The 21,701-nt window shown below is 68.6% G+C and carries 23 protein-coding genes, 1 other RNA gene and 1 pseudogene; 6 read left to right on the top strand and 19 right to left on the bottom strand.

Annotated elements, in window-relative coordinates; genetic code table 11:
* Positions 1-235 precede the first annotated feature (235 nt).
* Together Q344_RS0117920 and Q344_RS25660 are read left to right on the top strand one after the other, a co-directional pair.
* Positions 236-778, top strand: coding sequence for a tetratricopeptide repeat protein (locus Q344_RS0117920; protein ID WP_028287975.1), 543 nt, complete (start codon positions 236-238; stop codon positions 776-778).
* Between the two features lie 60 nt (positions 779-838).
* Positions 839-1,195 (top strand): annotated as a pseudogene (locus tag Q344_RS25660) (DUF2237 family protein); the annotation flags it as partial.
* 159 nt (positions 1,196-1,354) lie between these two features.
* Here Q344_RS25660 and trpB read toward each other — a convergent pair.
* Together trpB and Q344_RS0117910 are read right to left on the bottom strand one after the other, a co-directional pair.
* Positions 1,355-2,584, bottom strand: coding sequence for a tryptophan synthase subunit beta (trpB, locus tag Q344_RS0117915; RefSeq protein ID WP_028287974.1), 1,230 nt, complete (start codon positions 2,582-2,584; stop codon positions 1,355-1,357).
* Positions 2,585-2,702: 118 nt separating this feature from the next.
* On the bottom strand, positions 2,703-2,966 hold the full coding sequence (locus tag Q344_RS0117910) for an ACT domain-containing protein (protein ID WP_028287973.1): 264 nt from the start codon (positions 2,964-2,966) through the stop codon (positions 2,703-2,705).
* Positions 2,967-3,305: 339 nt separating this feature from the next.
* Between Q344_RS0117910 and Q344_RS0117905 the strand changes: the two genes are divergently transcribed.
* A complete protein-coding gene (locus tag Q344_RS0117905; RefSeq protein ID WP_028287972.1) occupies positions 3,306-3,674 on the top strand; it encodes a cupin domain-containing protein in 369 nt (122 codons plus the stop codon).
* A gap of 172 nt (positions 3,675-3,846) precedes the next feature.
* Here the strand turns inward: Q344_RS0117905 and gltX are convergent, their stop codons facing one another.
* From gltX to mgtE, 5 genes are all read right to left on the bottom strand, one after another.
* Positions 3,847-5,172, bottom strand: coding sequence for a glutamate--tRNA ligase (gltX, locus tag Q344_RS0117900; RefSeq protein WP_028287971.1), 1,326 nt, complete (start codon positions 5,170-5,172; stop codon positions 3,847-3,849).
* Positions 5,173-5,281: 109 nt separating this feature from the next.
* On the bottom strand, positions 5,282-6,331 hold the full coding sequence (locus Q344_RS24375; protein ID WP_036539848.1) for a putative zinc-binding metallopeptidase: 1,050 nt from the start codon (positions 6,329-6,331) through the stop codon (positions 5,282-5,284).
* 28 nt (positions 6,332-6,359) lie between these two features.
* Positions 6,360-6,665 (bottom strand): hypothetical protein, encoded by a 306-nt coding sequence (locus Q344_RS24370; RefSeq protein ID WP_051630808.1) that lies wholly within the window; start codon positions 6,663-6,665, stop codon positions 6,360-6,362.
* A gap of 153 nt (positions 6,666-6,818) precedes the next feature.
* Complete coding sequence (locus Q344_RS0117885) at positions 6,819-7,385, bottom strand: 5-formyltetrahydrofolate cyclo-ligase (protein ID WP_028287970.1); 567 nt, start codon at positions 7,383-7,385, stop codon at positions 6,819-6,821.
* A gap of 136 nt (positions 7,386-7,521) precedes the next feature.
* Entirely contained in the window at positions 7,522-8,922 is a 1,401-nt protein-coding gene (gene mgtE / locus Q344_RS0117880; protein ID WP_028287969.1) for a magnesium transporter, read from the bottom strand.
* Positions 8,923-9,048: 126 nt separating this feature from the next.
* Here mgtE and guaD point away from each other — a divergent pair, with 126 nt between their 5' ends.
* On the top strand, positions 9,049-10,338 hold the full coding sequence (gene guaD, locus Q344_RS0117875) for a guanine deaminase (protein ID WP_028287968.1): 1,290 nt from the start codon (positions 9,049-9,051) through the stop codon (positions 10,336-10,338).
* Here the strand turns inward: guaD and Q344_RS0117870 are convergent.
* The 11 genes from Q344_RS0117870 to Q344_RS0117820 all read right to left on the bottom strand — a co-directional run bounded on the left by Q344_RS0117870 (position 10,335) and on the right by Q344_RS0117820 (position 19,867).
* The gene (locus Q344_RS0117870; protein ID WP_028287967.1) at positions 10,335-11,090 is read right to left on the bottom strand and encodes a TIGR02186 family protein; all 756 of its coding nucleotides are present in this window, start codon (positions 11,088-11,090) and stop codon (positions 10,335-10,337) included. The genes guaD and Q344_RS0117870 overlap by 4 nt on opposite strands.
* A complete protein-coding gene (locus tag Q344_RS0117865; protein WP_028287966.1) occupies positions 11,087-12,004 on the bottom strand; it encodes a sulfite exporter TauE/SafE family protein in 918 nt (305 codons plus the stop codon). The genes Q344_RS0117870 and Q344_RS0117865 overlap by 4 nt, the downstream gene beginning before the upstream one ends.
* Before the next feature lie 100 nt (positions 12,005-12,104).
* On the bottom strand, positions 12,105-13,073 hold the full coding sequence (locus Q344_RS0117860; RefSeq protein ID WP_028287965.1) for an ABC transporter permease: 969 nt from the start codon (positions 13,071-13,073) through the stop codon (positions 12,105-12,107).
* 71 nt (positions 13,074-13,144) lie between these two features.
* Positions 13,145-14,239 carry an ABC transporter permease gene (locus tag Q344_RS0117855; RefSeq protein WP_028287964.1) on the bottom strand — a complete coding sequence of 365 codons (1,095 nt, stop codon included), beginning with the start codon at positions 14,237-14,239 and terminating at the stop codon, positions 13,145-13,147.
* Positions 14,240-14,351: 112 nt separating this feature from the next.
* Positions 14,352-15,962, bottom strand: coding sequence for an ABC transporter ATP-binding protein (locus Q344_RS0117850; RefSeq protein WP_028287963.1), 1,611 nt, complete (start codon positions 15,960-15,962; stop codon positions 14,352-14,354).
* 94 nt (positions 15,963-16,056) lie between these two features.
* Entirely contained in the window at positions 16,057-17,061 is a 1,005-nt protein-coding gene (locus Q344_RS0117845; RefSeq protein ID WP_028287962.1) for a BMP family lipoprotein, read from the bottom strand.
* 163 nt (positions 17,062-17,224) lie between these two features.
* Positions 17,225-17,638, bottom strand: a complete 414-nt coding sequence (locus Q344_RS0117840) for a GNAT family N-acetyltransferase (protein ID WP_028287961.1) — start codon at positions 17,636-17,638, stop codon at positions 17,225-17,227.
* Positions 17,628-18,203 carry a tRNA (adenosine(37)-N6)-threonylcarbamoyltransferase complex dimerization subunit type 1 TsaB gene (tsaB, locus tag Q344_RS0117835; RefSeq protein WP_028287960.1) on the bottom strand — a complete coding sequence of 192 codons (576 nt, stop codon included), beginning with the start codon at positions 18,201-18,203 and terminating at the stop codon, positions 17,628-17,630. Before tsaB ends, Q344_RS0117840 begins: the two co-directional genes overlap by 11 nt.
* Positions 18,193-18,756: a NifU family protein gene (locus Q344_RS0117830; RefSeq protein WP_028287959.1), complete on the bottom strand. Its 564-nt coding sequence runs from the start codon at positions 18,754-18,756 to the stop codon at positions 18,193-18,195. Before Q344_RS0117830 ends, tsaB begins: the two co-directional genes overlap by 11 nt.
* 125 nt (positions 18,757-18,881) lie before the next feature.
* On the bottom strand, positions 18,882-19,415 hold the full coding sequence (locus tag Q344_RS24365; RefSeq protein WP_051630805.1) for an alpha/beta fold hydrolase: 534 nt from the start codon (positions 19,413-19,415) through the stop codon (positions 18,882-18,884).
* Positions 19,412-19,867, bottom strand: coding sequence for a universal stress protein (locus Q344_RS0117820; RefSeq protein ID WP_028287958.1), 456 nt, complete (start codon positions 19,865-19,867; stop codon positions 19,412-19,414). Before Q344_RS0117820 ends, Q344_RS24365 begins: the two co-directional genes overlap by 4 nt.
* Before the next feature lie 110 nt (positions 19,868-19,977).
* On the opposite strand from Q344_RS0117820, the gene rnpB reads away from it, so the two are divergent.
* Both rnpB and Q344_RS0117815 read left to right on the top strand, forming a co-directional pair.
* Positions 19,978-20,374, top strand: an RNA gene (gene rnpB / locus Q344_RS25240) — RNase P RNA component class A.
* A gap of 94 nt (positions 20,375-20,468) precedes the next feature.
* The gene (locus tag Q344_RS0117815; RefSeq protein ID WP_028287957.1) at positions 20,469-20,924 is read left to right on the top strand and encodes a PRC-barrel domain-containing protein; all 456 of its coding nucleotides are present in this window, start codon (positions 20,469-20,471) and stop codon (positions 20,922-20,924) included.
* An 81-nt stretch (positions 20,925-21,005) separates the two neighbouring features.
* Here Q344_RS0117815 and urtE read toward each other — a convergent pair whose 3' ends face one another.
* Positions 21,006-21,701 carry an urea ABC transporter ATP-binding subunit UrtE gene (gene urtE / locus Q344_RS0117810; protein ID WP_028287956.1) on the bottom strand — a complete coding sequence of 232 codons (696 nt, stop codon included), beginning with the start codon at positions 21,699-21,701 and terminating at the stop codon, positions 21,006-21,008.

Raw genomic sequence — 21,701 nt, 5'->3', positions numbered from 1 at the left:
GTTTCGCCTAGTTCCCCGGAAGACCCGAGTTACCCAGAGGCTGTCCTTTCGACAGAGGCGCGTGCGTTGGCGTCTTGAAATCGCATATCGGGCCAAACGTGATTCACTTCAAGAGGTTTTTTCGCGCGATTTGCGAAAAACTGCGCTGCAACTCTTCGGTCACAGCGCCGTGACTCCCGGCACGACCGTAACGTGTTACCCTTACGTCATAGCGGCCATTCCGAAAGGACCTCCGATGCGCCTCACTGCCCTTGCACCTGTCTGTATTTCAACGCTTTTCCTCGCCTTGCCGGTCTACGCCGCGGGGTCCGACAGCTCGACACCGCCGAAACCGACCGAAACCTCGACCGAATGCGAGGACGGGATGGTCTACGACGAGAAGACCAGGACCTGCATCAAGTCCTCCGCCGCGCTGATCGACGACGACAGCCGCTATGCGGCCGTGCGCGAACTGGCCTACGCGGGCCGGTATGACAGCGCGATGATGGTGATGGACACGGCGCGCACCCCCGGGGATCCGCGCTTCCTGAACTACCGCGGCTTCGTGCATCGCAAGCAGGGCGACCTCGATACGGCGATGGCCTATTACCGGCGCGCCCTCGCGGCCGATCCGGATCACGTGCTCGCGCGGTCCTACATGGGCCAGGGGCTGATCGAGCAGGGCGACCTCGCCGGCGCGCTCGGCCAGCTGCGCGAGATCGAGGCGCGCGGCGGCCGCGACACCTGGGCCTACGCCGCGCTCGAGGGCGCGCTGCGCGGGATGCCCACCACCTACTGACGTCCCCCGGGCCGGACCCTGCGTCCGGCCCCGCGACAAGGAGCGCCCGTGCCGATCAGGATGGACCCGAGTCTCAACGTTCTTGGCGGCCCGCTGGCCGCCTGCAGCCGCGCGCCGGTGACGGGCTTCTTCCGCGACGGCCATTGCAACACCTGCGCCGAGGACATCGGCAGCCACACGGTCTGCGCGGTGATGACGGCGGAATTCCTCGCCTTCTCGAAATACCTCGGAAACGATCTCTCGACGCCCCGGCCCGATTACGCCTTCCCGGGCCTGCGGCCCGGCGACCGCTGGTGCCTCTGCGCCGACCGCTTCCTGCAGGCCCATGACGAGGGCTGCGCGCCCGCGGTGCAGCTTTCGTCGACCCACAGCCGCGCGCTCGAGGTCGTGCCGCTCGACCTGCTGCGCCGCTACGCCGCGCCGGAGGCGCTGACACGCCCCCTGCCTTCCTCTGGTCAATGTATCCCGGGGGGAGTCGGCCGCAGGCCGACGGGGGGCTGGCCCCCCTGCCCGGCCCGGTTCCACGCCATCCTCGCCGCCAGGGCGCGGCCGGCTGACGCCGACCCCGCCTGCGTCTCAGCCCGCGATATCGACACCGAGGTGCTTGGCGACGGTGAAGATGTCCTTGTCGCCGCGCCCGCACATGTTCATCACGAGGATGTGGTCCTTCGGCAGCTCCGGGGCGATCTTCATCACATGGGCCAGCGCGTGGCTGGGCTCCAGCGCCGGGATGATCCCTTCAAGGGCACAGGACAGCTGGAACGCCTCCAGCGCCTCCTTGTCGGTGATCGAGACATATTTCGCCCGCCCCGTCTCGTGCAGCCAGGAATGCTCCGGTCCGATGCCGGGGTAATCGAGCCCCGCCGAGATCGAATGCCCCTCGAGGATCTGCCCGTCCTCGTCCTGCAGCAGGTAGGTCCGGTTGCCATGCAGCACCCCCGGGCGCCCGCCGGTGAGCGAGGCGCAATGCTCCATCTTCTCGTCGACGCCGTGGCCCCCGGCCTCGACCCCGATGATGTTCACCTCCGGCTCGTCGAGGAATTCATAGAACAGCCCCATGGCGTTCGACCCGCCGCCGATCGCGGCGATCACGGTGTCCGGCAGGCGGCCTTCGCCCTCCTGCTCGGCGAGCTGCCAGCGCACCTCCTTGCCGATGACGGCCTGGAAATCGCGCACCATCGCCGGGTAGGGATGCGGCCCCGCCACCGTGCCGATGCAATAGAACGTGTCCCGGACGTTCGTCACCCAGTCCCGCAGCGCGTCGTTCATCGCGTCCTTGAGCGTGCCGCGGCCGGAAGTCACCGGCACCACCTCGGCGCCCAGAAGACGCATGCGGAAGACGTTGGGCGCCTGCCGCTCGACGTCGGTCGCGCCCATGTAGACCACGCATTTCAGCCCGAACTTCGCGCAGACCGTCGCGGTCGCCACGCCGTGCTGGCCTGCGCCTGTCTCGGCGATGATCCGGGTCTTGCCCATGCGGCGGGCCAGGATGATCTGGCCCAGCACGTTGTTGATCTTGTGCGCGCCGGTGTGGTTCAGCTCGTCGCGCTTGAGATAGATCTTCGCCCCGCCCAGATGCTCGGTCATCCGGGAGGCATGATAGAGCGGCGAGGGACGGCCCACGTAATGCTTCCAGAGATCGTCCATCTCGGCCCAGAACTCCGGGTCGGTCTTGGCGAACTCGTAGCGCTCCTCGAGCTCGAGGATCAGCGGCATCAGGGTCTCGGAGACGAAACGGCCCCCGAACTGCCCGAAGCGCCCCTGTTCGTCGGGGCCGGTCATGAAGGAATTGATCAGGTCGTCCATCGCGGGGCCTCCTCGTTGTCGCCCGCCTGAATAGGGCGTCGAGGGCGCGATGGCCAGAGGCTCATGCCCCCGCGTGAGCTTTCTTCACGCGGGGGCTTAACACTGCGTCGCGCCCGTCTCAGCGATCGACGAACTTGTTGAACCGGCTGGTCTCGCCATCCGCGGTCTTGTCCTGGTGCAGGAAGGCCAGCTTGTCGCTCTCGAAGATCTCGAAGAAATCCTCCCAGGAGAGGATCTCGAGCCCCTCCTCGTCGCGGCCGAAGTCGATCCGGAGGACGCCCCCCTCCCCCCGGGTGTCGGCCACCCGCGCGGGCTTGCCGCCGCGGTCTTCGGCCCATTTCTGGATGGCTTTGTGGTCGGTCGTGGTCTTGGCGTCGGACATCGGGGGCTCCTTTGCGTTGCCCCCTCAGAACGTCCCCGCGCGCGGGATGTTCCCGGACCGCCGCCGCTCGCATGCCCTGTCGCGCCGCGCCGGCCCCGCGCCGGCATGGCTGGCATGAACAGCTTCGACGTTCCGGACCGAAACGCCTGCCAGGGATCGGAAGGAAGACCCTGTCGGACATTCCGGCAAGGTCCTGTTCGAGCCCTTCCAAGCCCTTCTCGCGGCTCGCTTCCTGCCAGCTGTCCTCCAGGGCGGAGGTTCTACCGGCGAAGCGGTTGTTTTCCACGCGAAAGTGATGACACATGCAGTCGCATTCTTGGGTTTTGAAGGAAGACAGGCATGACCTACGCAGCAATAAGTCCCCTCGCTAAAACCGAGTTGTTTTCGGAACAATGGCAGCCGAAGGTCGTCGCCGAGATGAACGACTACCAGTTCAAGGTGGCGCGTCTCGAAGGGGACTTTGTCTGGCATAGCCATGCCGATACAGACGAGACGTTCATCGTGCTGGAGGGCTCGCTTCGTATCGACTTCCGGGACGGAGCGGTGGAGTTGGCCGCCGGTGAAATGTTCGTGGTCCCGAAAGGCAAAGAACACAAACCTTTCGCGGCCAAGGAAGTGAAGGTGATGCTGATCGAGCCCCGAGGAGTCGTGAACACCGGTGACGAAGATCAGGGGGAGCGAACAGCGCAGAACGACGTGTGGATATGACCTGACGGCCAATTCGTCATGCGCGGACGGCAGCTCCGTCCGCGTAGCGGCCATCCGACGCTGCATGGGCGCCCAGAGTGTTGCGAACTCTCGAGCGCTCTGCGTCGACAGTTCCAACCCTAAGCTTACGCCCTCGGCAGCCCTCTCGGGGAGGGACCTGTCTCCTCGGCCGCTACCCCTTCGCCCGGATCACCTGCATCAGCGGCAGCACCTGGCTCATGTCCGGCCCGTGCGCCTGGCCGGTGACGGCCTTGCGGAGCGGCATGAACAGGCCCTTGCCCTTGCGGCCGGTCTTCTCCTTGACCTCGGCCGTCCACTTGCCCCAGCTCTCGCCGTCATAGGGGCCCTCGGGCAGGAGCGCCATCGCCTCGGCGATGAACTCCCGGTCCTCCTCGGCGATCTCGGGCTCGGCCCCGTCGCGGAACATGCGCCACCAGGCGTCCATCTCGTCGAGCGTGGTGATGTTGTCGCGGACCACCAGCCAGAAGCGTTCGGCGAGCGCGTCGGGGACGCCCGCGGCGCGGATGCGGTCCTCGACCTTTTCCAGCGGGGTGCGCTGGAGGACATGGGCGGTCAGCGGGAACAGGTCGTTCTCGTCGAATTTCGTGGGCGCCGAGCCGAACGTCCCCGGATCGAACCCCTCCAGCAGGTCCTCGGGGCGGTCCATCAGCTCGACCGGCTGGGAGGATCCGAGCCGCGCCATCAGCGACAGAAGCGCCATCGGCGCCACGCCGCGTTCGCGGAGCTGCCGGATCGACAGCACGCCCAGCCGTTTCGACAGCGCCTCGCCCGCGGGCCCCGTCAGCAGCGAATGATGCGCGAAGGTCGGCACGGCGCCACCGAGCGCCTCGATGATCTGGATCTGCGTCGCGGTGTTGGTCACGTGGTCCGACCCGCGGACCACGTCGGTCACGCCCATCTCGGTGTCGTCCACGACCGAGGCCAGCGTGTAGAGCACCTGCCCGTCCGCCCGGATCAGGACCGGGTCCGACACGCTCGCCGCGTCGATCGAGATCGGCCCGAGGATCCCGTCCTGCCACTCGATCCGTTCCTGGTTCAGCTTGAAGCGCCAGACGCCGTCGCCCCGTTCCGCGCGGAACCTGGCCTTGTCCTCGTCGGAAAGGGCCAGCGCGGCCCGGTCATAGACCGGCGGCCTGCCCATGTTCAGCTGCTTCTTCCGCTTCAGGTCCAGCTCGGTCGGCGTCTCGAACGCCTCGTAGAACCGGCCCATGTCGCGCAGCTTGTCCGCCGCCTCGGCGTACCGGTCGAGCCGGAGCGACTGCCGCTCCACCCGGTCCCACGTCAGCCCCAGCCATTCGAGGTCTTCCTTGATCGCGTCGACGTATTCTTCCTTCGACCGCTCCGGGTCGGTGTCGTCGATGCGCAGGATGAAGGTCCCGCCGGCCTTCCGGGCGATCAGCCAGTTGAACAGCGCGGTGCGCAGGTTGCCGACGTGGATATGCCCCGTGGGCGAAGGGGCGAAACGGGTGGTGGTCATGGGCGGTCTCCTTGGCCGCTCCCATTCCACAACGCCGCGCGATTGTCCATCTTTCAAGCCCCGGCGGGCGCGACCGGCGCGCGGGGCCGCACGCCGGTGTCGGAGCGGCTCAGGACTTCACCGCCAGCCCCGCGGGGGCCGCGGGCCGCGCCGCGCCGCGGATGACCCGGGTGACGTGGTCGAGCTTGGCCTCGATCGCCCCGGTGATGACCACCGGCACGACGTCGAGCAGCCCCATCTCGCGCGAGAACTCGTTGAGCGCAAAGCCCAGCCGGCCGTAGGCCCTCACCATGCCCTCGGTCGTCTCGGGGAAGGGCCCGTTGATGCCCAGCGACTGCGCGGTGTCCAGCACCCCGGCCATGGCGAGCCAGAGCGCGAAGGTCTCGGCCCAGTCCTCCCACGGGTGCATCGTCGCATAGGCCGAGACGTAAAGCCCCTCCCAGCCCTCGCGCGGCCCTTCGGCATAGTGCCGTTCCAGCGCGGTGCCGTAATCCGGATCCTCGGGATCGCCGAAAACGGCGGCAAAGGCGGCCTCGGCCTCGGGGTTTCCCTTGATCGCGACGTCCCAGTAGTAATGCCCGAGCTCGTGGCGGAAATGGCCGATCAGAGTGCGGTGCGCCTCGCCCATGTCGACGCGCAGCGCCTCGCGCTCGTCGTCGTCGGCCTCGCGGATGTTGATCGTGACCAGCCCGTCGGCATGGCCGGTGAAGACCCGCTCCTCTCCGGCCGTCCGCCAGAGCCCGGCCAGCTCCCCGTCGCCCATGAAGGCGAAGCGCAGCGGCGGATCGGTCTCGTCGCCATAGGGCAGGCCGACAAGGTCCAGCGCATAGACCAGCCGCCGTTTCGCCGCCTCCAGCCGGGCCCAGCGGTCCCGGTTGCCCTCGACCTCGAGGTTGGGCACCACGTCGTTCATCGCGCAGAGCCGGCAGAACCCGGCGCCCTCGGTCACCACCCGGTTGCAGACGTCGTGCTCGGCGTAGTTGGTGCAGGGCAGGCCCGTGTCGCCGCAGGCGGTGCAGAGCCATTCGCCCCCCTCGCCGATGTCGAAGGAGGCCATGGAGGAACAGCCCTCGCACCAGCCGGACTTGCGGCCGCAATTCGTGCAATGGGTGTTATCGATGAAAAGCGGCGCGCCGCAGATGCAGGTGTAGATGCGCATGGGTCCCGGTCCCGGAGGTTGCCCTGCACTACGCCGGACGCGGCCTGCTTGTTCCCTGCTCCGGACGCGCCGGCCACATCGCGTCGAGATCCGTCAGCCCGCGCCGCACCCGCCCGGCCAGCACCGTCCGGTCCACCGCCTCGAGCCGGGCGATGCAGAGCCAGGACCTGCCCATCCGGTGCGGCCCCGGCCGGTCGAGGATCGTGCCGTGGTCATGCGCGCCAGGCATGATGCCGAGGCTGAGCGCCGCCCTGCGGGGCGATACCCCGGTGACGAGGCTCCCGCCCGTCCGCCCCGAGCCATGGCGATGCGCGCAGCGCCCGAAACCCGCCATCGACGGGCCCGCTCTTGCACCGGAAAACACGTGAGCTCCCGGAAAAAGGCCGGCAGCTCCGGCCCCTCAGCGCGGCGCCGCGCAGGCTCGACCCGCACATCCGCGCCCCTGGCGCCCCGTGTCACCTGACCGCCCGCCCGCAGCCTCCCCGGCTCAGCGACCCTGCGGGCGGATCACCTCCCGCTCGGTCACGATCATGTCGAGCGGCGCATCCGTCGCCTCCACCGGCACCGCCCCGACCTCCTGCGCCGCATAGGCGAAGCCCAGGGCCAGCACCGGCCCCCGCGCCCGCAACCCCTCGAGCGTCCGGTCGTAGAACCCGCCGCCATAGCCCAGGCGATTCCCCGCGCGGTCGAAAGCGAGCAGCGGCACGATGACGATCTCGGGCACCATCCAGCGGCAAGGCTCGGGCACCTGCGCGCCGAAGGGCCCCGGCACCATGACAGCCTCCGGTTCCCATTCCGCGAAGCGCAGCGGCAGGCCCGGCCCCTCGATCACCGGCACGCCGACCAGCCCGTGCGCCGCGGCCTCGGACATGGCGGCAAGCGGCGGGATCTCGGTCCGGATCGGCATGTAGCCCGAGACGGGCACCCCGCGGTGGCCCGCCAGCACCGCGGACAGCATTCCGCCCCGCCCCGGCCCCGCAGCGCGATGCGCCTCGGCCCGCCGGGCAAGGGCGGCCTGCCGCGCCGCCGCCTTCACATCGTCAAGCGCGCCCAAGCCCCCCCCCTTCCTCTGGTCGATGTATCCCGGGGGGTGAATGCCGGGCCCTGCCCGGCAGAGGGGGGCAGCGCCCCCCTGCCCCGAAACGGATCGCATGCGCGGCGCAGCCGCGCTCCGCTGGATCGGACCCCGTTCACAGAAGCACCATCCCGGCGAGCCCCAGGAAGGCGAAGAAGCCCACCACGTCCGTCACCGTGGTCACGAAGGTCCCCGAGGCCAGCGCCGGGTCCACCCCGAACCTCTCCATCAGCACCGGGATCACCGTGCCCGCCAGCCCGGCCACCACGAGGTTGATCACCATGGCCGCCGCGATCACCACGCCCAGCATCATCGTGTCGAACCAGACCCAGCCGATCAGCCCCATGACCACCGCGAAGACCACCCCGTTGGCCAGCCCGACCAGACATTCGCGCCGGATCACCCGCCAGACGTTCGACCCGGTGAGGTCGCGCGTCGCGATCGCCCGGACGGCCACGGTCAGCGATTGCGTTCCCGCGTTCCCGCCCATCGAGGCGACGATCGGCATCAGGACCGCCAGCGCCACGAAGCCCGCGATCGTGTCCTCGAAGATCGCGATCACCGCGGAGGCGAGGATCGCCGTCGCGAGGTTCACCGCGAGCCAGGGCAGCCGTTGCGAGATCGTCACGCGGACCGAATCCGACAGCGACCCCTCGCCGACGCCGGCGAGCAGCATGATGTCCTCCTCGTGCTCCTCGTCGAGCACGATCATCGCGTCGTCGATGGTGATGACGCCGACCAGCCGGTCGTTCTCGTCCACCACCGGGGCCGAGATCAGGTGATACTGGTTGAAGGCATAGGCCACGTCCTCCTCGTCCTGCTCGGCGGGGATCGTGCGGAAGGAAGGTTCGAGCAGCTCGCTCAGCGCCCGCGCCCGGGGCGAGGCCATCAGCTTGCCGAGCGCGACATGCCCCACGGGCTTCATCCGCGGATCGACGAGGATCACGTGGTAGAACTGGTCCGGCAGGTCGTCGCGGGCGCGCATGAAGTCGATGGTCTCGCCCACGCTCCAGTGTTCGGGCACCGCGACCACCTCGCGCTGCATCAGGCGGCCGGCGGATTCCTCGGGGTAATTCAGCGCCTGCTCGACCGCGACCCGGTCGCTGTCCTCGAGCGCGCCGAGGATCTGTTCCTGCTGCGGCTCCTCGAGATATTCGAGCAGGTCCACCACGTCGTCCGAATCGAGCTCCCGGACCGAGTCGCGCAGAACCTCGGGCGAGAGCAGGCCGATCACCTCCTCGCGCACGCTGTCGTCGAGTTCCGAGAGGATCTCGCCGTCGAATTCCTTGTCGTAGAGCGCGACCAGCCTGCGCCGGTCGGGGGCATCCACCTGTTCGAGAAGGTCGGCGATGTCGGCCGCGTGGAGCGGCTCCAGCAGCTCGGTCAGGCGCTCGCGGTCGTCCGCCTCGACGGCATGGAGAATCCCCGCCACCGTCCGCCGGTCGAGCGCATAGGCGTCCTCGTCGAGCGCGGCCTCGATCTCTTCCACCGGGGTCTGTTCGGGTTCTTCGGTCATCATTCGCCCCTTGCCGCCTCGAAGGGGACAATAGAGAACGAAGCCCCGGCGCGACAATGCCCGCGCGGCGATTTACCCCCGAAAGGCGGCAGGTTACCCTGTCGTCCCTATCTCAGGAGAAGATGAATGACGGAACGGCTGATCTGCGGGCAGGTGCTGCGCTTCGCGGGCGATCCCTTCGCCCTGCCCGTGGCAGAGGCCGCGACGATCGACAGCGCCGGCGCCGTGCTGGTCCGCGACGGCCTGATCGCCAGGGTCGGCAACGCCGCCGCCCTGAAGGCCGCGCATCCGCAGGCCGAGGTGAGCGAGATGGGCGAGGCCCTGATCCTGCCCGGCTTCGTCGACGCCCATGTCCACTATCCCCAGACCGCGATCATCGCCTCGTGGGGCAAGCGGCTGATCGACTGGCTGAACAGCTACACCTTCCCCGAAGAGATGCGCTTCGCCGATCCCGCCTACGCCGCCGAGACCGCCGCCCGCTATCTCGACCTGACGCTGGCCGAGGGCACCACGACCATGTGCTCCTACTGCACGATCCACCCCGCGAGCGTGGAGGCGTTCTTCGCCGAAGCCGAGCGCCGGGGCCAGCGCGTCGCGGGCGGCAAGACCTGCATGGACCGGAACGCGCCCGACGGCCTGCGCGACACGGCCCAGAGCGCCCATGACGACAGCAAGGCGCTGCTGGAGGCGTGGCATGGGCGCGGCCGGATCACCTATGCCGTGACCCCCCGCTTCTCGCCCACCTCGAGCCCTGAGCAGCTCGAAGCCCTCGGCGCCCTCTGGGCCGAGCATCCGGACACGCTGATGCAGACCCACCTCTCGGAACAGCTGGACGAGATCGCCTGGGTCCGCGACCTCTACCCCGAAACGCGCGATTACCTCGACACCTACGAGCAATTCGGCCTGATCGGCCCCGGCGCGCTCTTCGGCCACGCGATCCACCTCGAGGAGCGCGAGAAGGACCGGCTGCGCGAGAGCGGATCGGCCCTGGTCCATTGCCCGACCTCGAACACCTTCATCGGCTCGGGCCTCTTCGACATGGCCGGGCTCAAGACCGCGGGCCACACCATCGGCCTTGCCACCGACACCGGCGGCGGCTCGTCCTTCTCGATGCTGCGCACCATGGCCGCGGCCTACGAGGTCGGCCAGCTGCGCGGCACGCCGCTGCACGCGGCGCAACTGCTCTGGCTCGCGACCGAGGGCTCGGCGAGGGCGATGCGCATGGACGACCGGATCGGCGCGCTCCGGCCCGGGATGGAGGCCGACATCATCGCCCTCGACCTTGCCTCGACCCCCGCCATCGCGCAGCGCGCGGCGCGGGCCGAGGATGTCTGGGAGCAGGTCTTCGCCACGATCATGCTGGGCGACGACCGGGCGGTCGCGGCGGTCTGGATCGGCGGCGAGAAACGCCGCTAGCCGCGCAGCAGCCGGAACACGGTGGAGGCCAGCCAGCCCGCCGCCACGGCGATCACCAGAGACAGCAGGCCATAGAGCAGCGCGTGGTCCTGCGCGAGGTTGTAGAGCCAGCGCTCCAGCCCGACCTTGTGCACCTCGATGGCGGTCTCGAATTCCGACACCACCTGCTTGTCGCGCATCAGCAGGACACGGACCGCATAGGCCCCCTCGATCAGGTTGGCGGGCAGCGCGATCGATGTGTCGAACAGCGTCTGCTGATCGACCTCCACCGCGCCCGGCAGGGTGGCATAGATGCCCTCGTCACGCCGGATGCGGATCAGCGCGACGGTGAAGGCCACCGGGTCCCGCGCCTCGGACCCGACCGAGCGGACGGCCCGCGGCACGGTCACCGAATGGCGCAGGTCCTCGGTATGGCTGAGCACGTCGGTGATCGGCCCCGAGGCGGCGACGGCGTAGAAGCTGGGCGCCCGGTCGATCTCGACCGATTCCGCGTTGACCCAGATGCCGAAGACCCGATCCTTGCGGTGCACGGTCACCGGGGTCGAGGGGCCGGCGACGGTGACGATGACCTCGAGCGGGGTCTCGGGGATCGGCGTCTCGCGTTTCACGGCGCCGAAGATCAGGATCTCGGACCCGTCGAACCGCGCGTTGATCTGCACCCGGTTCTGCGACAGGCCCAGCACGACCTCTTCCTGCGCCGCCGCCAGCGTGGCCCAGAGCGTGCTCATCAGGATCAGCGCGGCCCGGATCATCCGCCGACCCCGCCGATGACATAGAGCTCGTCGGGCCGGACGAAGAGTTCCAGCGCCAGCTTGCCGCAGACCAGCAGCACGAGGCTTGCCAGCAGGACGCGCAGCTGCTCGGCCTTCAGCCGCAGCCCGATCCGGGTGCCGATCTGCGCGCCCACGACGCCGCCGACGATCAGCACGAGCGCCAGCATCAGGTCGACCGTGTGGCTGGTGACGGCATGCAGCAGGGTCGTGAAGGCGGTGACGAAGATGATCTGGAACAGCGAGGTGCCCACGACCACCTTGGTCGGCATGCCGAGGATGTAGATCATCGCCGGGACCATGATGAACCCGCCGCCCACGCCCATGATCGCCGCCAGCACCCCGACGGACAGGCCGATCAGGATCACCGGGATCGTCGAGATATAGAGCTGCGAGGTCCGGAACCGCATCTTGCCGGGCCAGGTGTGGACCCAGTTGCGCTGGCGCCGGGGCTTGGCCGGTCCGGCCTGCCCGCGGGCGCGGCGCAGCGCGCGCAGGGATTCGATCAGCATCAGCGCGCCGACGATGCCGAGGAAGAAGACGTAGCAGAGCCGGACCAGCAGATCGACCTGACCGAGCTCCTTCAGCAGGTTGAACACATAGACCCCGGCGGCCGACCCGATCAGCCCGCCGACGAGCAGCATCAGCCCCATGCGGATGTCCACGGTCTTGCGCCTGAGATGCGCCAGCAGGCCCGAGAAGGACGAGGCCACGATCTGGTTCGCGCTGGTCGCCACCGCCACGGCCGAGGGGATCCCGGCAAGGAACAGCAGCGGCGTGATGAGGAAACCTCCGCCCACGCCGAACATGCCCGAGAGGATGCCGACGATCCCGCCGATGCCGAGCAGCGTGAAGAAATTCACGGAAACCTCGGCTATCGGAAGGTAGATCTGCATGCCCTTTACCTACGCCGCTTTGCCGCGCTGCCGCAACGGGGCTGAGCGGCGGGTCCGCGCGTTTTGCGCGGACCTTCGCAGGCGCGCCACAGCCGCCGCCTCAGCGCTCCTTGACGTAGGGCTGACCGCCTGCCCGCGGCGGGATCGCCTTGCCCACGAACCCGGCGAGGATCACGACCGTCAGGATGTAGGGCATGGCGTCCAGCAGCTGCACCTGCACCTTCACGCCGATCGCCCTCTCGATCAGGTCGGGGCGCAGCGCCAGCGCCTGAAGGAAGCCGAAGAGCATGGTGGAGAAGAGCGCATACCACGGCCGCCACTTGGCGAAGATCAGCGCCGCCAGCGCGATGTAGCCGCGCCCCGCCGACATGTCCTTCACGAAGCCCGCCTGCAGCGCGGTCGAGAGGTATGCCCCCGCGAAGCCGCAGAGCAGCCCGCAGATCGCCACCGCCGCGTAGCGCAGGCCGACGACCGAGACGCCCGCCGTGTCCACCGCCGCCGGGTTCTCGCCGACCGCGCGCAGCCGCAGGCCGAAGCGGGTGCGGAAGAGGACCCACCACGTCGCCGGCACGCAGAGGAAGGCGAGATAGACGAGGATCGTGTGGCCCGAGATGACCTCGTAATAGATCGGCCCCAGCAGCGGCACGTCGCGCAGCGCCTCGGCCCCCGGCAGGGTGACCGGCTCGAACCTTGCGTTTCCGACAAGGGATGGCGTCCGGCCACCCTGCGAGAACCAGTCCTGCGCGATCAGGACCGTCATCCCGGCGGCGAGGAAGTTGATCGCCACCCCCGAGATCAGCTGGTTGCCCCTGAAGGTGATCGAGGCGAGCCCGTGGATCGCCGAGAGCACCATGGACGAGGCGATGCCCGCGAGCAGGCCGATCCAGACGGAGCCGGTGGTGAAGGCGATGGCGGCCGAGAAGAAGGCCGACATCAGCATCTTGCCCTCGAGCCCGATGTCGAAGATGCCCGCGCGCTCCGAGAAGAGCCCGGCGAGGCAGGCAAAGAGCAGCGGCGTGCCGAGGCGGATGGTCGAATCGAGGACCTGGAGGAGAGTTGCGAAATCCATGGGTCAGCTCCTCGCCGTCGCGGGATTGAGGACGGTTAGGACGGTGCGGACGCCGGGAAGGTGGTCCATGCTCAGGCCCCCTTCCGGTTCAGCGCCATGAAGATGCGCTCCAGCGGCATCCTGACCATGTTGTCGAGCGCCCCGGTGAACAGGATCACCAGCGCCTGGATCACCACGATCAGCTCGCGCGGAATGTTCGTCCAGAGCGCCAGCTCGGCCCCGCCCTGGTAGAGGAAGCCGAAGAGGATCGCGGCCAGCAGCACGCCCAGCGGATGGTTCCGCCCCATCAGCGCCACCGCGATGCCGATGAAGCCCGCGCCCTCGGTGGAGTTCAGGACCAGGCGTTCCGCCTCGCCCTGCGCGGTGTTCACGCCCATCATGCCCGCCAGCGCGCCCGAGATCAGCATCGCGATGATGATGATCCGCGCGGGCGAGATCCCGGCGTATTTCGCGGCGGATTCCGAGAAGCCCTGCGCCCGGATTTCATAGCCCAGACGGGTGCGCCAGATCAGCAGCCAGACGAAGAGGCAGGCGGCCAGCGCGATGAAGAAGGTGACGTTCGCCGGCGCGCCGCGGAAGAGCGGGTTCTCGGCGGTGGCGAACATGTCCTGGAAGGTCGGCAGATGCGTGGCGGCCGGGAAGTTGGCCGAGGCCGGGTCCATCGCGCCCACGGGTTTCAGCAGGCTGACCAGCACGTAGTTCAGCAGCGCCGCGGCGATGAAGTTGAACATGATCGTCGTGATGACGATGTGGCTGCCCCGCTTGGCCTGCAGGTAGGCCGGGATGAAGGCCCAGGCCGCCCCGAAGAGCGCGGCGCCCACGCAGGAGCCCAGAAGCGCCAGCGACCAGTGCGGCCAGGGGATGTAGAGCGAGACGAGCGCGACGCCGAGGCCGCCCAGCATCGCCTGCCCCTCGCCGCCGATGTTGAACATCCTCGCGTGGAAGGCGACGGCCACTGCGAGGCCGGTGAAGATGAAGTTCGTCGCGTAATAGAGCGTGTAGCCCCAGCCGGCGGAGCGCATCAGCGCGCCCTCGACCATGAGGTTGAAGGCCTCGACCGGGTTCTCGCCGATGGCGAGGATCACGAGGGCCGAGAGGATCGCGGCCAGGAGCAGCGAGATCAGCGGGATCAGGACCACGTCGGCCCAGGCCGGCATCCGTTCCATCAGGCGGCCCTCCGGATGTCGCTGTCACGCACAGGCCCTCGGCCCGAGGTTTCTGCACGGCCCGTGGCGCCCGCCCGGCAGTCGGGCGCCGCCCCCTGTTGCATTTCCCTGCTCATGCGTCCCCCGCTTCCCGGGCCTCTTCGGCCTCTTTCCGTTCGAGCTGCCGGTCGATGGCCTGCCATTCGTCGCCGTCCACCTCCCCCTCGATCCCGGCCATCAGCAGGCCAAGCTCGCGCTCGTTCGTCTCGGCGGGATCGCGGAAGCCCATGATCCTGCCGTCGAACATCACCGCGATCCGGTCCGACAGCGCCATGATCTCGTCCAGCTCGACCGAGACCAGCAGCACCGCGGCGCCCTGGTCGCGAAGGCGGATGATCTCCTGGTGGATGAACTCGATGGCCCCGATGTCCACGCCGCGGGTCGGCTGGCCGACCAGCAAGAGGTCGGGGTTCTGCTCGATCTCGCGGGCCAGAACGATCTTCTGCTGGTTCCCGCCCGAGAAGTTCTTGGCCGCGAGTTTCGGGTTCGGCGGGCGCACGTCGAAGCGCTCCATCTTGCCCTGCGCTTCCTCGACGATGGCCGTGTTCCTCATCAGGAACCCCGACTGCCACTTGGGGTCGAGGTGATAGCCGAAGACCACGTTCTCCCAGGCGCCGTAATCCATGATGAGCCCTTCGCGCTGCCGGTCCTCCGGCACATGCGCGATGCCCGCGCGGCGGCGGGCCTGCCCGTCGCTGTCACGTCCGGCGAGCGCGATGGTCCTGCCGTTCATCGTGATGGTGCCGGTGCCCTGCGCGATGCCGCCCAGCACCTCCATCAGCTCGGACTGGCCGTTGCCGGCGACGCCCGCGATGCCGAGGATCTCGCCCTTGCGGATCTCGAAGCTCACGCCCTTCACGCGGTGCACGCCCTTGTCGTCGGTCACCTTCAGGTCGTCGACCGAGAGCACCACGTCGCCCGGCGTCGCGGGCTTCTTGTCGACGCGCAGAAGGACCTTGCGGCCCACCATCAGCTCGGCCAGCTCCTCGGGCGAGGTCTCGGCGGTCTTGACGGTGGCGGTCATCTCGCCGCGGCGCATCACGCTCACCGTGTCGGTGATCTCCATGATCTCGCGCAGCTTGTGGGTGATGAGGATGATCGTCTTCCCCTCGGCCCGGAGGTTGTCGAGGATGCGGAAGAGGTGGTCGGCCTCGGCAGGGGTCAGCACCCCCGTCGGCTCGTCCAGGATGAGGATGTCGGCCTGCCGGTAGAGCGCCTTGAGGATCTCGACCCGCTGCTGGTGGCCGACGGAGAGATGCTCGATCAGGGCGTCGGGGTCGACGTTCAGCTCGTATTCCTCGGCCAGCGATTTCAGCGACTTGCGGGCCTTGGAGATCGAGGGGCGCAGCATGGCGCCGTCCTCGGCGCCGAGGATCACGTTCTCGACGACGGTGAAGTTCTCGACCAGCTTGAAGTGCTGGAAGACCATGCCGATGCCGGCGGCAATGGCGGCCTGGCTGTCGGGGATCTCGGTCTTCCTGCCGGAGATGAAGATCTCGCCCCGGTCGGCCTTGTAGAAGCCGTAGAGGATCGACATCAGCGTGGACTTGCCCGCGCCGTTCTCGCCGATGATGCCGTGGATCGTGCCCGGCATGACGCGGATCGAGATGTCCTTGTTGGCCTGCACCGGGCCGAAGGCCTTGGATATACCCTTGAGCTCGATCGCGGGGGCTTGCTCGGTCATGGCGTGAATGGCTCCTGTGGAACAGGCAGAGGCCGCGCGCCACGCGGCCTCGTAGGGGGGTGGGTCCGGGGCGGGTGCGCCGCCCCGGAACAGATCAGAACGTCAGCGCCGGGCAGGAATCGTCCGCGGTGTAGTCGTGCACCTCGGTGTCGCCCGCGATGATCTTGGCTTTCGCCTCTTCCACGGCGGTGGTCATGTCGCCCGAGACGAGCTCCGCGTTGTTGTCGTCGATCGCGACACCCACGCCGTCCTCGGCAAGGCCCAGCACCTTCACGCCGGTCTCGAGGTCTTCACCGGCCGCCATCGCGTCGGCCACGGCCACGTCCACGCGCTTGAGCATGGAGGTCAGGACCTTGCCGGGGTGCAGGTAGTTCTGGTTGCTGTCCACGCCGATCGACAGGATGTCCTCGTCGGCCGCGGTCTGCAGCACGCCGATGCCGGTGCCGCCCGCCGCGGCGAAGATCACGTCCGCGCCCTGGGAGATCTGTGCCTTGGCCAGTTCCGAGCCCTTCACCGGGTCGTTCCATGCGGCGGGGGTGGTGCCGGTCATGTTGGCGATCACCGTCGCATCCGGGTTCACGGCCTTCACGCCCTGGGCGTAGCCGCAGGCGAACTTGCGGATCAGCGGGATGTCCATGCCGCCGACGAAGCCGACGGTGCCGGATTCGGAGGCCATGCCGGCCATGACGCCGACGAGGTAGGAGCCCTGGTGCTCGGAGAAGAGGATCGACAGCACGTTCGGATGCGCCTCGGGGTCGACGTAGCCGTCGATGGTGACGAACTTGGTGTCCGGGTAGTCCGCGGCGACGTTGGCGATCGGGGTCGAGAAGGCGAAGCCGGTGGTGATGACCGGGTTCAGGCCGGCCTCGGCGAAGCGGCGCAGCGCCTGCTCACGCTGGGCTTCGGACTGAAGCTCGATGTCACGGAAGGAGCCGCCGTTCTCTTCGGCCCATTTGGTGGCACCGTTGAAGGCCGCTTCGTTGAAGGATTTGTCGAACTTGCCGCCCAGATCGTAGATCAGCGCGGGCTCGGCCAGAGCGGCGCCCGCGGAGAGCGCCATGGCGGCGGCGGCGCCGAGGAATTTCGTCATCAGGGTCATCTTGGTCTCCCGGTTGGTTGGGTGGCGGGCCCGCCTGGGGCCGCCGCCGCGTTGTGCGGTCGGATCTCGCTTGATCGTATGGTCAAGTTAGGCCCATGCCGCAAAACGGCGTCAATAGGGAAATCATGGATTTGCGGGGTCTTGCGGACGGGCCCACGCAACGTCAGGCAAGCGGCTTGCTCATCACGACGGCATCGACGCGGCTTCCGTCCGGCCGCTGGTAATAGGCCCGGCGCGTGCCGCGCGTCTCCCAGCCGGCCCCGGCGTAGAGCGCGATGGCCGGGCCGTTGTCGGCCGCAACTTCCAGGAAGGCGCTGCCGGCGCCGCGCGCGCGGGCGTTGCTTTCGAAGGCAGCGAGAAGACGCCGCCCCTGCCCCGCGCGCCGCGCGGATGGCGCGACGGCGAGCGTCAGCAGCTCGGCCTCGCCCGCGATCACCCGGCCCAGAAGGAAGCCCTCGGTTGCCGTCTCGAGGAAGGCACCGGGGCTGGCGAGGAGCGCGTCGAATTCCACCGCGCTCCAGGCGCGCGGCGTGGTGAAGGATCGGTCGTGCAGCGCCGCCATCTCTTCAGAGGTCATCGATGATCTCCGGCGGCGCGTCCCGTGGCGGGGCGGCATCCGCGGCCCGCAGGTAGAGCGGCGCGGGCGGGGTGTCGGCCGCGGACCGGGCGGCCACGGCGGCGATCGCGCGGGCCATCTCGGCCGGCGGCGGGGGGAAACGGGCGTCGCCGGCGTCCTCGGCCGCCACCAGCTCCGGGGCCGCACCGGGGCGCGCGAGGTAGACCTGCCCGCGGGGGGCGGGCACGGCGGCGAGGGCCTCCGGATCGGCGAGGCGGATCGCCTCGAACGTCGTCACGCCGACCGCGGGAATGCCCAGCGACAGCGCGAGGCCGCGCGCCGCGGCGACCGAGATGCGGATGCCGGTGAAATTGCCGGGCCCCGTGCCGCAGCCGATGCGGCTCAGCTCCGCCCAGCCGTGACCGGCCTCGGCCAGGACCTCCTCGATCAGCGGGATCAGGCGTTCGGCCTGCCCGCGGCCCATCTCTTCCGCCCTTGCGGCCAGCAGCCGCTCACCGGACAGCAAAGCGGCCGCGCAATGCGCGGCCGATGTGTCGAAGCCGAGGACCAGTGCCTCAGACGGCAACCGGCCGCACCTCGGTCACTTCGGGGATGTAGTGCCGCAGCAGGTTCTCGATGCCCATCTTGAGCGTCAGGGTCGAGGAGGGGCAGCCGGCGCAGGCGCCCTGCATGTGCAGGTAGACGACGCCGCGTTCGAACCCGTGGAAGGTGATGTCGCCCCCGTCCTGCGCCACGGCGGGACGCACGCGGGTGTCGAGCAGTTCCTTGATCTGGCCGACGATCTCGCCGTCCTCGCCGGTATGTTCGGCATGGCCCGAGGCGGGCTGGGTGTCGCCGGCCATGACCGGCTCACCGGACTGGAAATGCTCCATGATCGCGCCCAGCAGGGCCGGCTTGATATGGTCCCACTCGACCGCGTCGGCCTTGGTCACGGTGACGAAATCGGTGCCGAAGAAGACCCCGGTCACGCCGTTCACGGCGAAGAGACGCTGCGCGAGGGGCGACTGGCCCGCAGCCTCGGCGGCGGGGAAATCGGCGGTGCCGGCATCCAGGACGGTCTGGCCCGGAAGGAACTTCAGCGTCGCCGGATTCGGCGTGGATTCGGTCTGAATGAACATCTCTGACGCCCCTTTCGTGTTGCGGTCACAGATATGCGCTCCGGGGCGCGGAGTGTCAAGTTTTGGAACGATTCTAAATCGTGGGGCCCAATCGGGGGGCCCGGTCTCGCAGGGTCTCGCAGGGTTCAGCCGCGCAGGTCCGCGCGCGCGAGGTCCGCGGCGAAATCGGACAGCTCGGCGCCTGCGAAGACGTGGTCGGCCCCGTCGACGAGCTGACAGCGGGCGCGCGGAAAGGCGCGGGCGTAGAGCGCGGAATGTGCCGGCTCCACCACGTCGTCCGCGGTGCCGTGATAGAAGTTGAGCGCCCCCACCCCGTCGAGCGCCGCCGCGGCATCGTCGGGGAAATGGAAGTCCTCGTGGCCCCAGCCCTCCGGCCCCCACCACGGCGGGGCGAACCCGAAGAGCGCGGGGGCGGGCCGGTGCGGACGCCGCTCGGCCAGCACCTTGAGCAGCATCGTGGCGCCGAAGGAATGGCCGATGAGCAGCGCCTCGGGCGGGAGCGCGTCGAGCGCATCCGCAATGGCGTCGCCCCAGCCGGCGGCCTCCGGCTCGCCAAGCTGCGGCGCGATGATCTCGGCCCCGTCCAGCAGGGTGCGCACCTTGTCGAAGGGGGCGTCCTGCGCCCCGGCCCCGGCCCCGTGGAGCCAGAGGGCCTTCACGTGATCGCCTCGAGCTTTTCCTTGGACATGTCGCCCGGCACGATGGTGATCGGGATCGGCAGCGTACCCGCCCCCTTGGTAAGCTGGCTGACCAGTGGCCCGGGCCCGCTCTTCTCGGTCCCGGCGCCCAGCACCAGAACGCCGATGTCCGGGTCTTCGCGGATCTGGGCGAGGATCTCGGGCACCGCCTCGCCCTCGCGGATCACAAGCTCGGGCTCGATCCCCTGCCGGTCGCGCATCCACTTGGCGTAGACCTCGAAATGGGCCTCGATCCGCTCCTTGGCCTCTTCGCGCATGACCTCTCCGACCCCGATCCAGTGGCTGAAATCCTCTGGCGCGATGATCGACAGGATCGCCACGCCGCCGCCGGTCTTGGCCGCGCGCATCGCGGCGAAACGCATGGCGTTCAGGCATTCGCGGCTGTCGTCGAGGATGACGAGAAACTTGCGCATGATGGTGGGTCTCCCTTGTCGGCGGATGATGACGGATCGCACCGCAGGCGTCCATTGCGGAATTCGGGCCTGTTGACCGGCCCGCGTTTCCCGGCTAGGCGATCCGTCGCGCGGAGGGCCGGATGGCCGCGGGGGTCCGCCCCCGAGGAAAGTCCGGACTCCACAAGGCAACGGTGCCGGGTAACGCCCGGCGGGGGCAACCCCAGGGAAAGCGCCACAGAGAACAGACCGCCCTGCACGCAGGGTAAGGGTGAAACGGTGCGGTAAGAGCGCACCGCGGGCCGGGCAACCGGACCGGCATGGCAAGCCCCACCGGGAGCAATGCCGAATAGGGACCTCGCGCGGGCCGGTCGCAGCAATGCGATACCGCCGCAGGGCGCCTTGCCCCCGAGGTCCGGGTTGGCAGCTTGAGGCCGGGGGGCAACCGTCGGTCCAGAGGAATGGTCATCGAACCGGTTCCGGAGACGGGCCGGGGAACAGAATCCGGCTTACAGGCCCTCCGCGCACCCTCCCCGGCAGACATTTTCGAAAAACAATGAAACTTCACGGGCTTCGGCTGGTTGGGTCCACAGCAAACGGAACTGAACACAGGAGGCTACACATGAAAACCATTGCAGCCACGTCTATCGCTCTTCTTCTCATGACCGGCGCCGCAAGCGCGCAGGACACGATGGCGGACAGCGCCTCGTCCAAGATCGCCGGCATGCAGGGTGACCTGATCCGCAGCCGCGACATCACCGGCGGCAACATCTACACGTCCAACGAAGCCCGCGACGAAGGCGCCGCCTGGGATTCCTCGACCGTCTATGACGGCGTCGGCGAGGGCTGGAACGAGATCGGCGAGATCGAGGACCTGATCCTTTCGCGCGACGGCAAGCTGATCGGCATCGTGGCCGAAGTCGGCGGCTTCCTCGACATCGCGGACAAGCATGTCGCCATCTCGGTCGAGGACGTGAGCCTCGTCGCAGTCGACGACAAGACCTACGCCTATGTCACCCGCTTCAACGAGGAAGAACTCGAAGCGATGGAAGACGTGGACGAAGGCTTCTGGGACTGACCTTTCCCGCGTGACGGCGCCCGAGGCGCCTCTCCGCACAAATGACGACAGCGGGCCGCCGGACCTCCGGCGGCCCGTTTTCTATACCGAGACCTCGGCCATCAGCGCCTCTTTCGAGATCTCGCCCTTGCCCCCCGAGGCCGTCACCGCGCCGCGCTTCATGACGTAGAACCGGTCGGCCAGCCCGTAGGCGAATTCGAAATACTGCTCGACCAGCACGATCGCCATGTTGCCCTGGTCGCGGAGGTATTCGATCACCCGGCCGATCTGCTGGATGATGTTCGGCTGGATCCCCTCGGTCGGCTCATCGAGCAGCAGGAGCTTGGGCCTGGTCAGCATCGCCCGGGCAATCGCCAGCTGCTGCTGCTGCCCGCCGGAAAGATCGCCGCCCCGCCGCCCGAGGAAGTCCTCCAGGATCGGGAAGAGCTCGTAGATCTCGTCCGGGATGTGATGCTCGGATCGCGGGAGACAGGCGAATGCCGTCTCCATGTTCTCCTTCACCGTCAGGAGCGGGAAGATCATCCGGCCCTGCGGGACATAGCCGATCCCCGCCTTGGCCAGCTGGTGCGCGGGCATCCGCCCCATGTCCTGCCCGTCGAGGAACACGCTGCCCCCCGAGCGGACATGCGTGCCCGAGATCGCCTTGAGGAGCGAGGTCTTGCCCACCCCGTTGGTGCCCATGATGCAGGTGACCTCGCCGGTGCGGGCCTCCATGTCGATCCCGTTCAGGATCTGGCTCTGGCCGTAATGCAGGGTGAGGTTCTCGGTTCTCAGCAT

The organism is Pseudooceanicola nanhaiensis DSM 18065, from assembly GCF_000688295.1.
Classification (GTDB): Bacteria; Pseudomonadota; Alphaproteobacteria; order Rhodobacterales; family Rhodobacteraceae; genus Pseudooceanicola; species Pseudooceanicola nanhaiensis.
This window is presented reverse-complemented; position numbering and strand designations above follow the sequence as displayed.

Bases quoted from the DNA above. Each gene is read 5' to 3' on its own strand.
- Q344_RS0117820 (WP_028287958.1), bottom strand. From the start codon at position 19,867: ATGCGCAAGTTTCTCGTCATCCTCGACGACAGCCGCGAATGCCTGAAC.
- gltX (WP_028287971.1), bottom strand. From the start codon at position 5,172: ATGACCACCACCCGTTTCGCCCCTTCGCCCACGGGGCATATCCACGTC.
- Q344_RS0117860 (WP_028287965.1), bottom strand. From the start codon at position 13,073: ATGGATTTCGCAACTCTCCTCCAGGTCCTCGATTCGACCATCCGCCTC.
- Q344_RS0117905 (WP_028287972.1), top strand. From the start codon at position 3,306: ATGACCTACGCAGCAATAAGTCCCCTCGCTAAAACCGAGTTGTTTTCG.
- Q344_RS0117840 (WP_028287961.1), bottom strand. From the start codon at position 17,638: ATGACCTCTGAAGAGATGGCGGCGCTGCACGACCGATCCTTCACCACG.
- Q344_RS0117830 (WP_028287959.1), bottom strand. From the start codon at position 18,756: ATGTTCATTCAGACCGAATCCACGCCGAATCCGGCGACGCTGAAGTTC.
- Q344_RS0117850 (WP_028287963.1), bottom strand. From the start codon at position 15,962: ATGACCGAGCAAGCCCCCGCGATCGAGCTCAAGGGTATATCCAAGGCC.
- mgtE (WP_028287969.1), bottom strand. From the start codon at position 8,922: ATGACCGAAGAACCCGAACAGACCCCGGTGGAAGAGATCGAGGCCGCG.
- Q344_RS0117920 (WP_028287975.1), top strand. From the start codon at position 236: ATGCGCCTCACTGCCCTTGCACCTGTCTGTATTTCAACGCTTTTCCTC.
- Q344_RS24375 (WP_036539848.1), bottom strand. From the start codon at position 6,331: ATGCGCATCTACACCTGCATCTGCGGCGCGCCGCTTTTCATCGATAAC.
- guaD (WP_028287968.1), top strand. From the start codon at position 9,049: ATGACGGAACGGCTGATCTGCGGGCAGGTGCTGCGCTTCGCGGGCGAT.
- Q344_RS0117910 (WP_028287973.1), bottom strand. From the start codon at position 2,966: ATGTCCGACGCCAAGACCACGACCGACCACAAAGCCATCCAGAAATGG.
- Q344_RS0117865 (WP_028287966.1), bottom strand. From the start codon at position 12,004: ATGCAGATCTACCTTCCGATAGCCGAGGTTTCCGTGAATTTCTTCACG.
- trpB (WP_028287974.1), bottom strand. From the start codon at position 2,584: ATGGACGACCTGATCAATTCCTTCATGACCGGCCCCGACGAACAGGGG.
- Q344_RS0117870 (WP_028287967.1), bottom strand. From the start codon at position 11,090: ATGATCCGGGCCGCGCTGATCCTGATGAGCACGCTCTGGGCCACGCTG.
- Q344_RS24370 (WP_051630808.1), bottom strand. From the start codon at position 6,665: ATGGCGGGTTTCGGGCGCTGCGCGCATCGCCATGGCTCGGGGCGGACG.
- Q344_RS0117845 (WP_028287962.1), bottom strand. From the start codon at position 17,061: ATGACCCTGATGACGAAATTCCTCGGCGCCGCCGCCGCCATGGCGCTC.
- urtE (WP_028287956.1), bottom strand. From the start codon at position 21,701: ATGCTGAGAACCGAGAACCTCACCCTGCATTACGGCCAGAGCCAGATC.
- Q344_RS0117815 (WP_028287957.1), top strand. From the start codon at position 20,469: ATGAAAACCATTGCAGCCACGTCTATCGCTCTTCTTCTCATGACCGGC.
- Q344_RS0117855 (WP_028287964.1), bottom strand. From the start codon at position 14,239: ATGGAACGGATGCCGGCCTGGGCCGACGTGGTCCTGATCCCGCTGATC.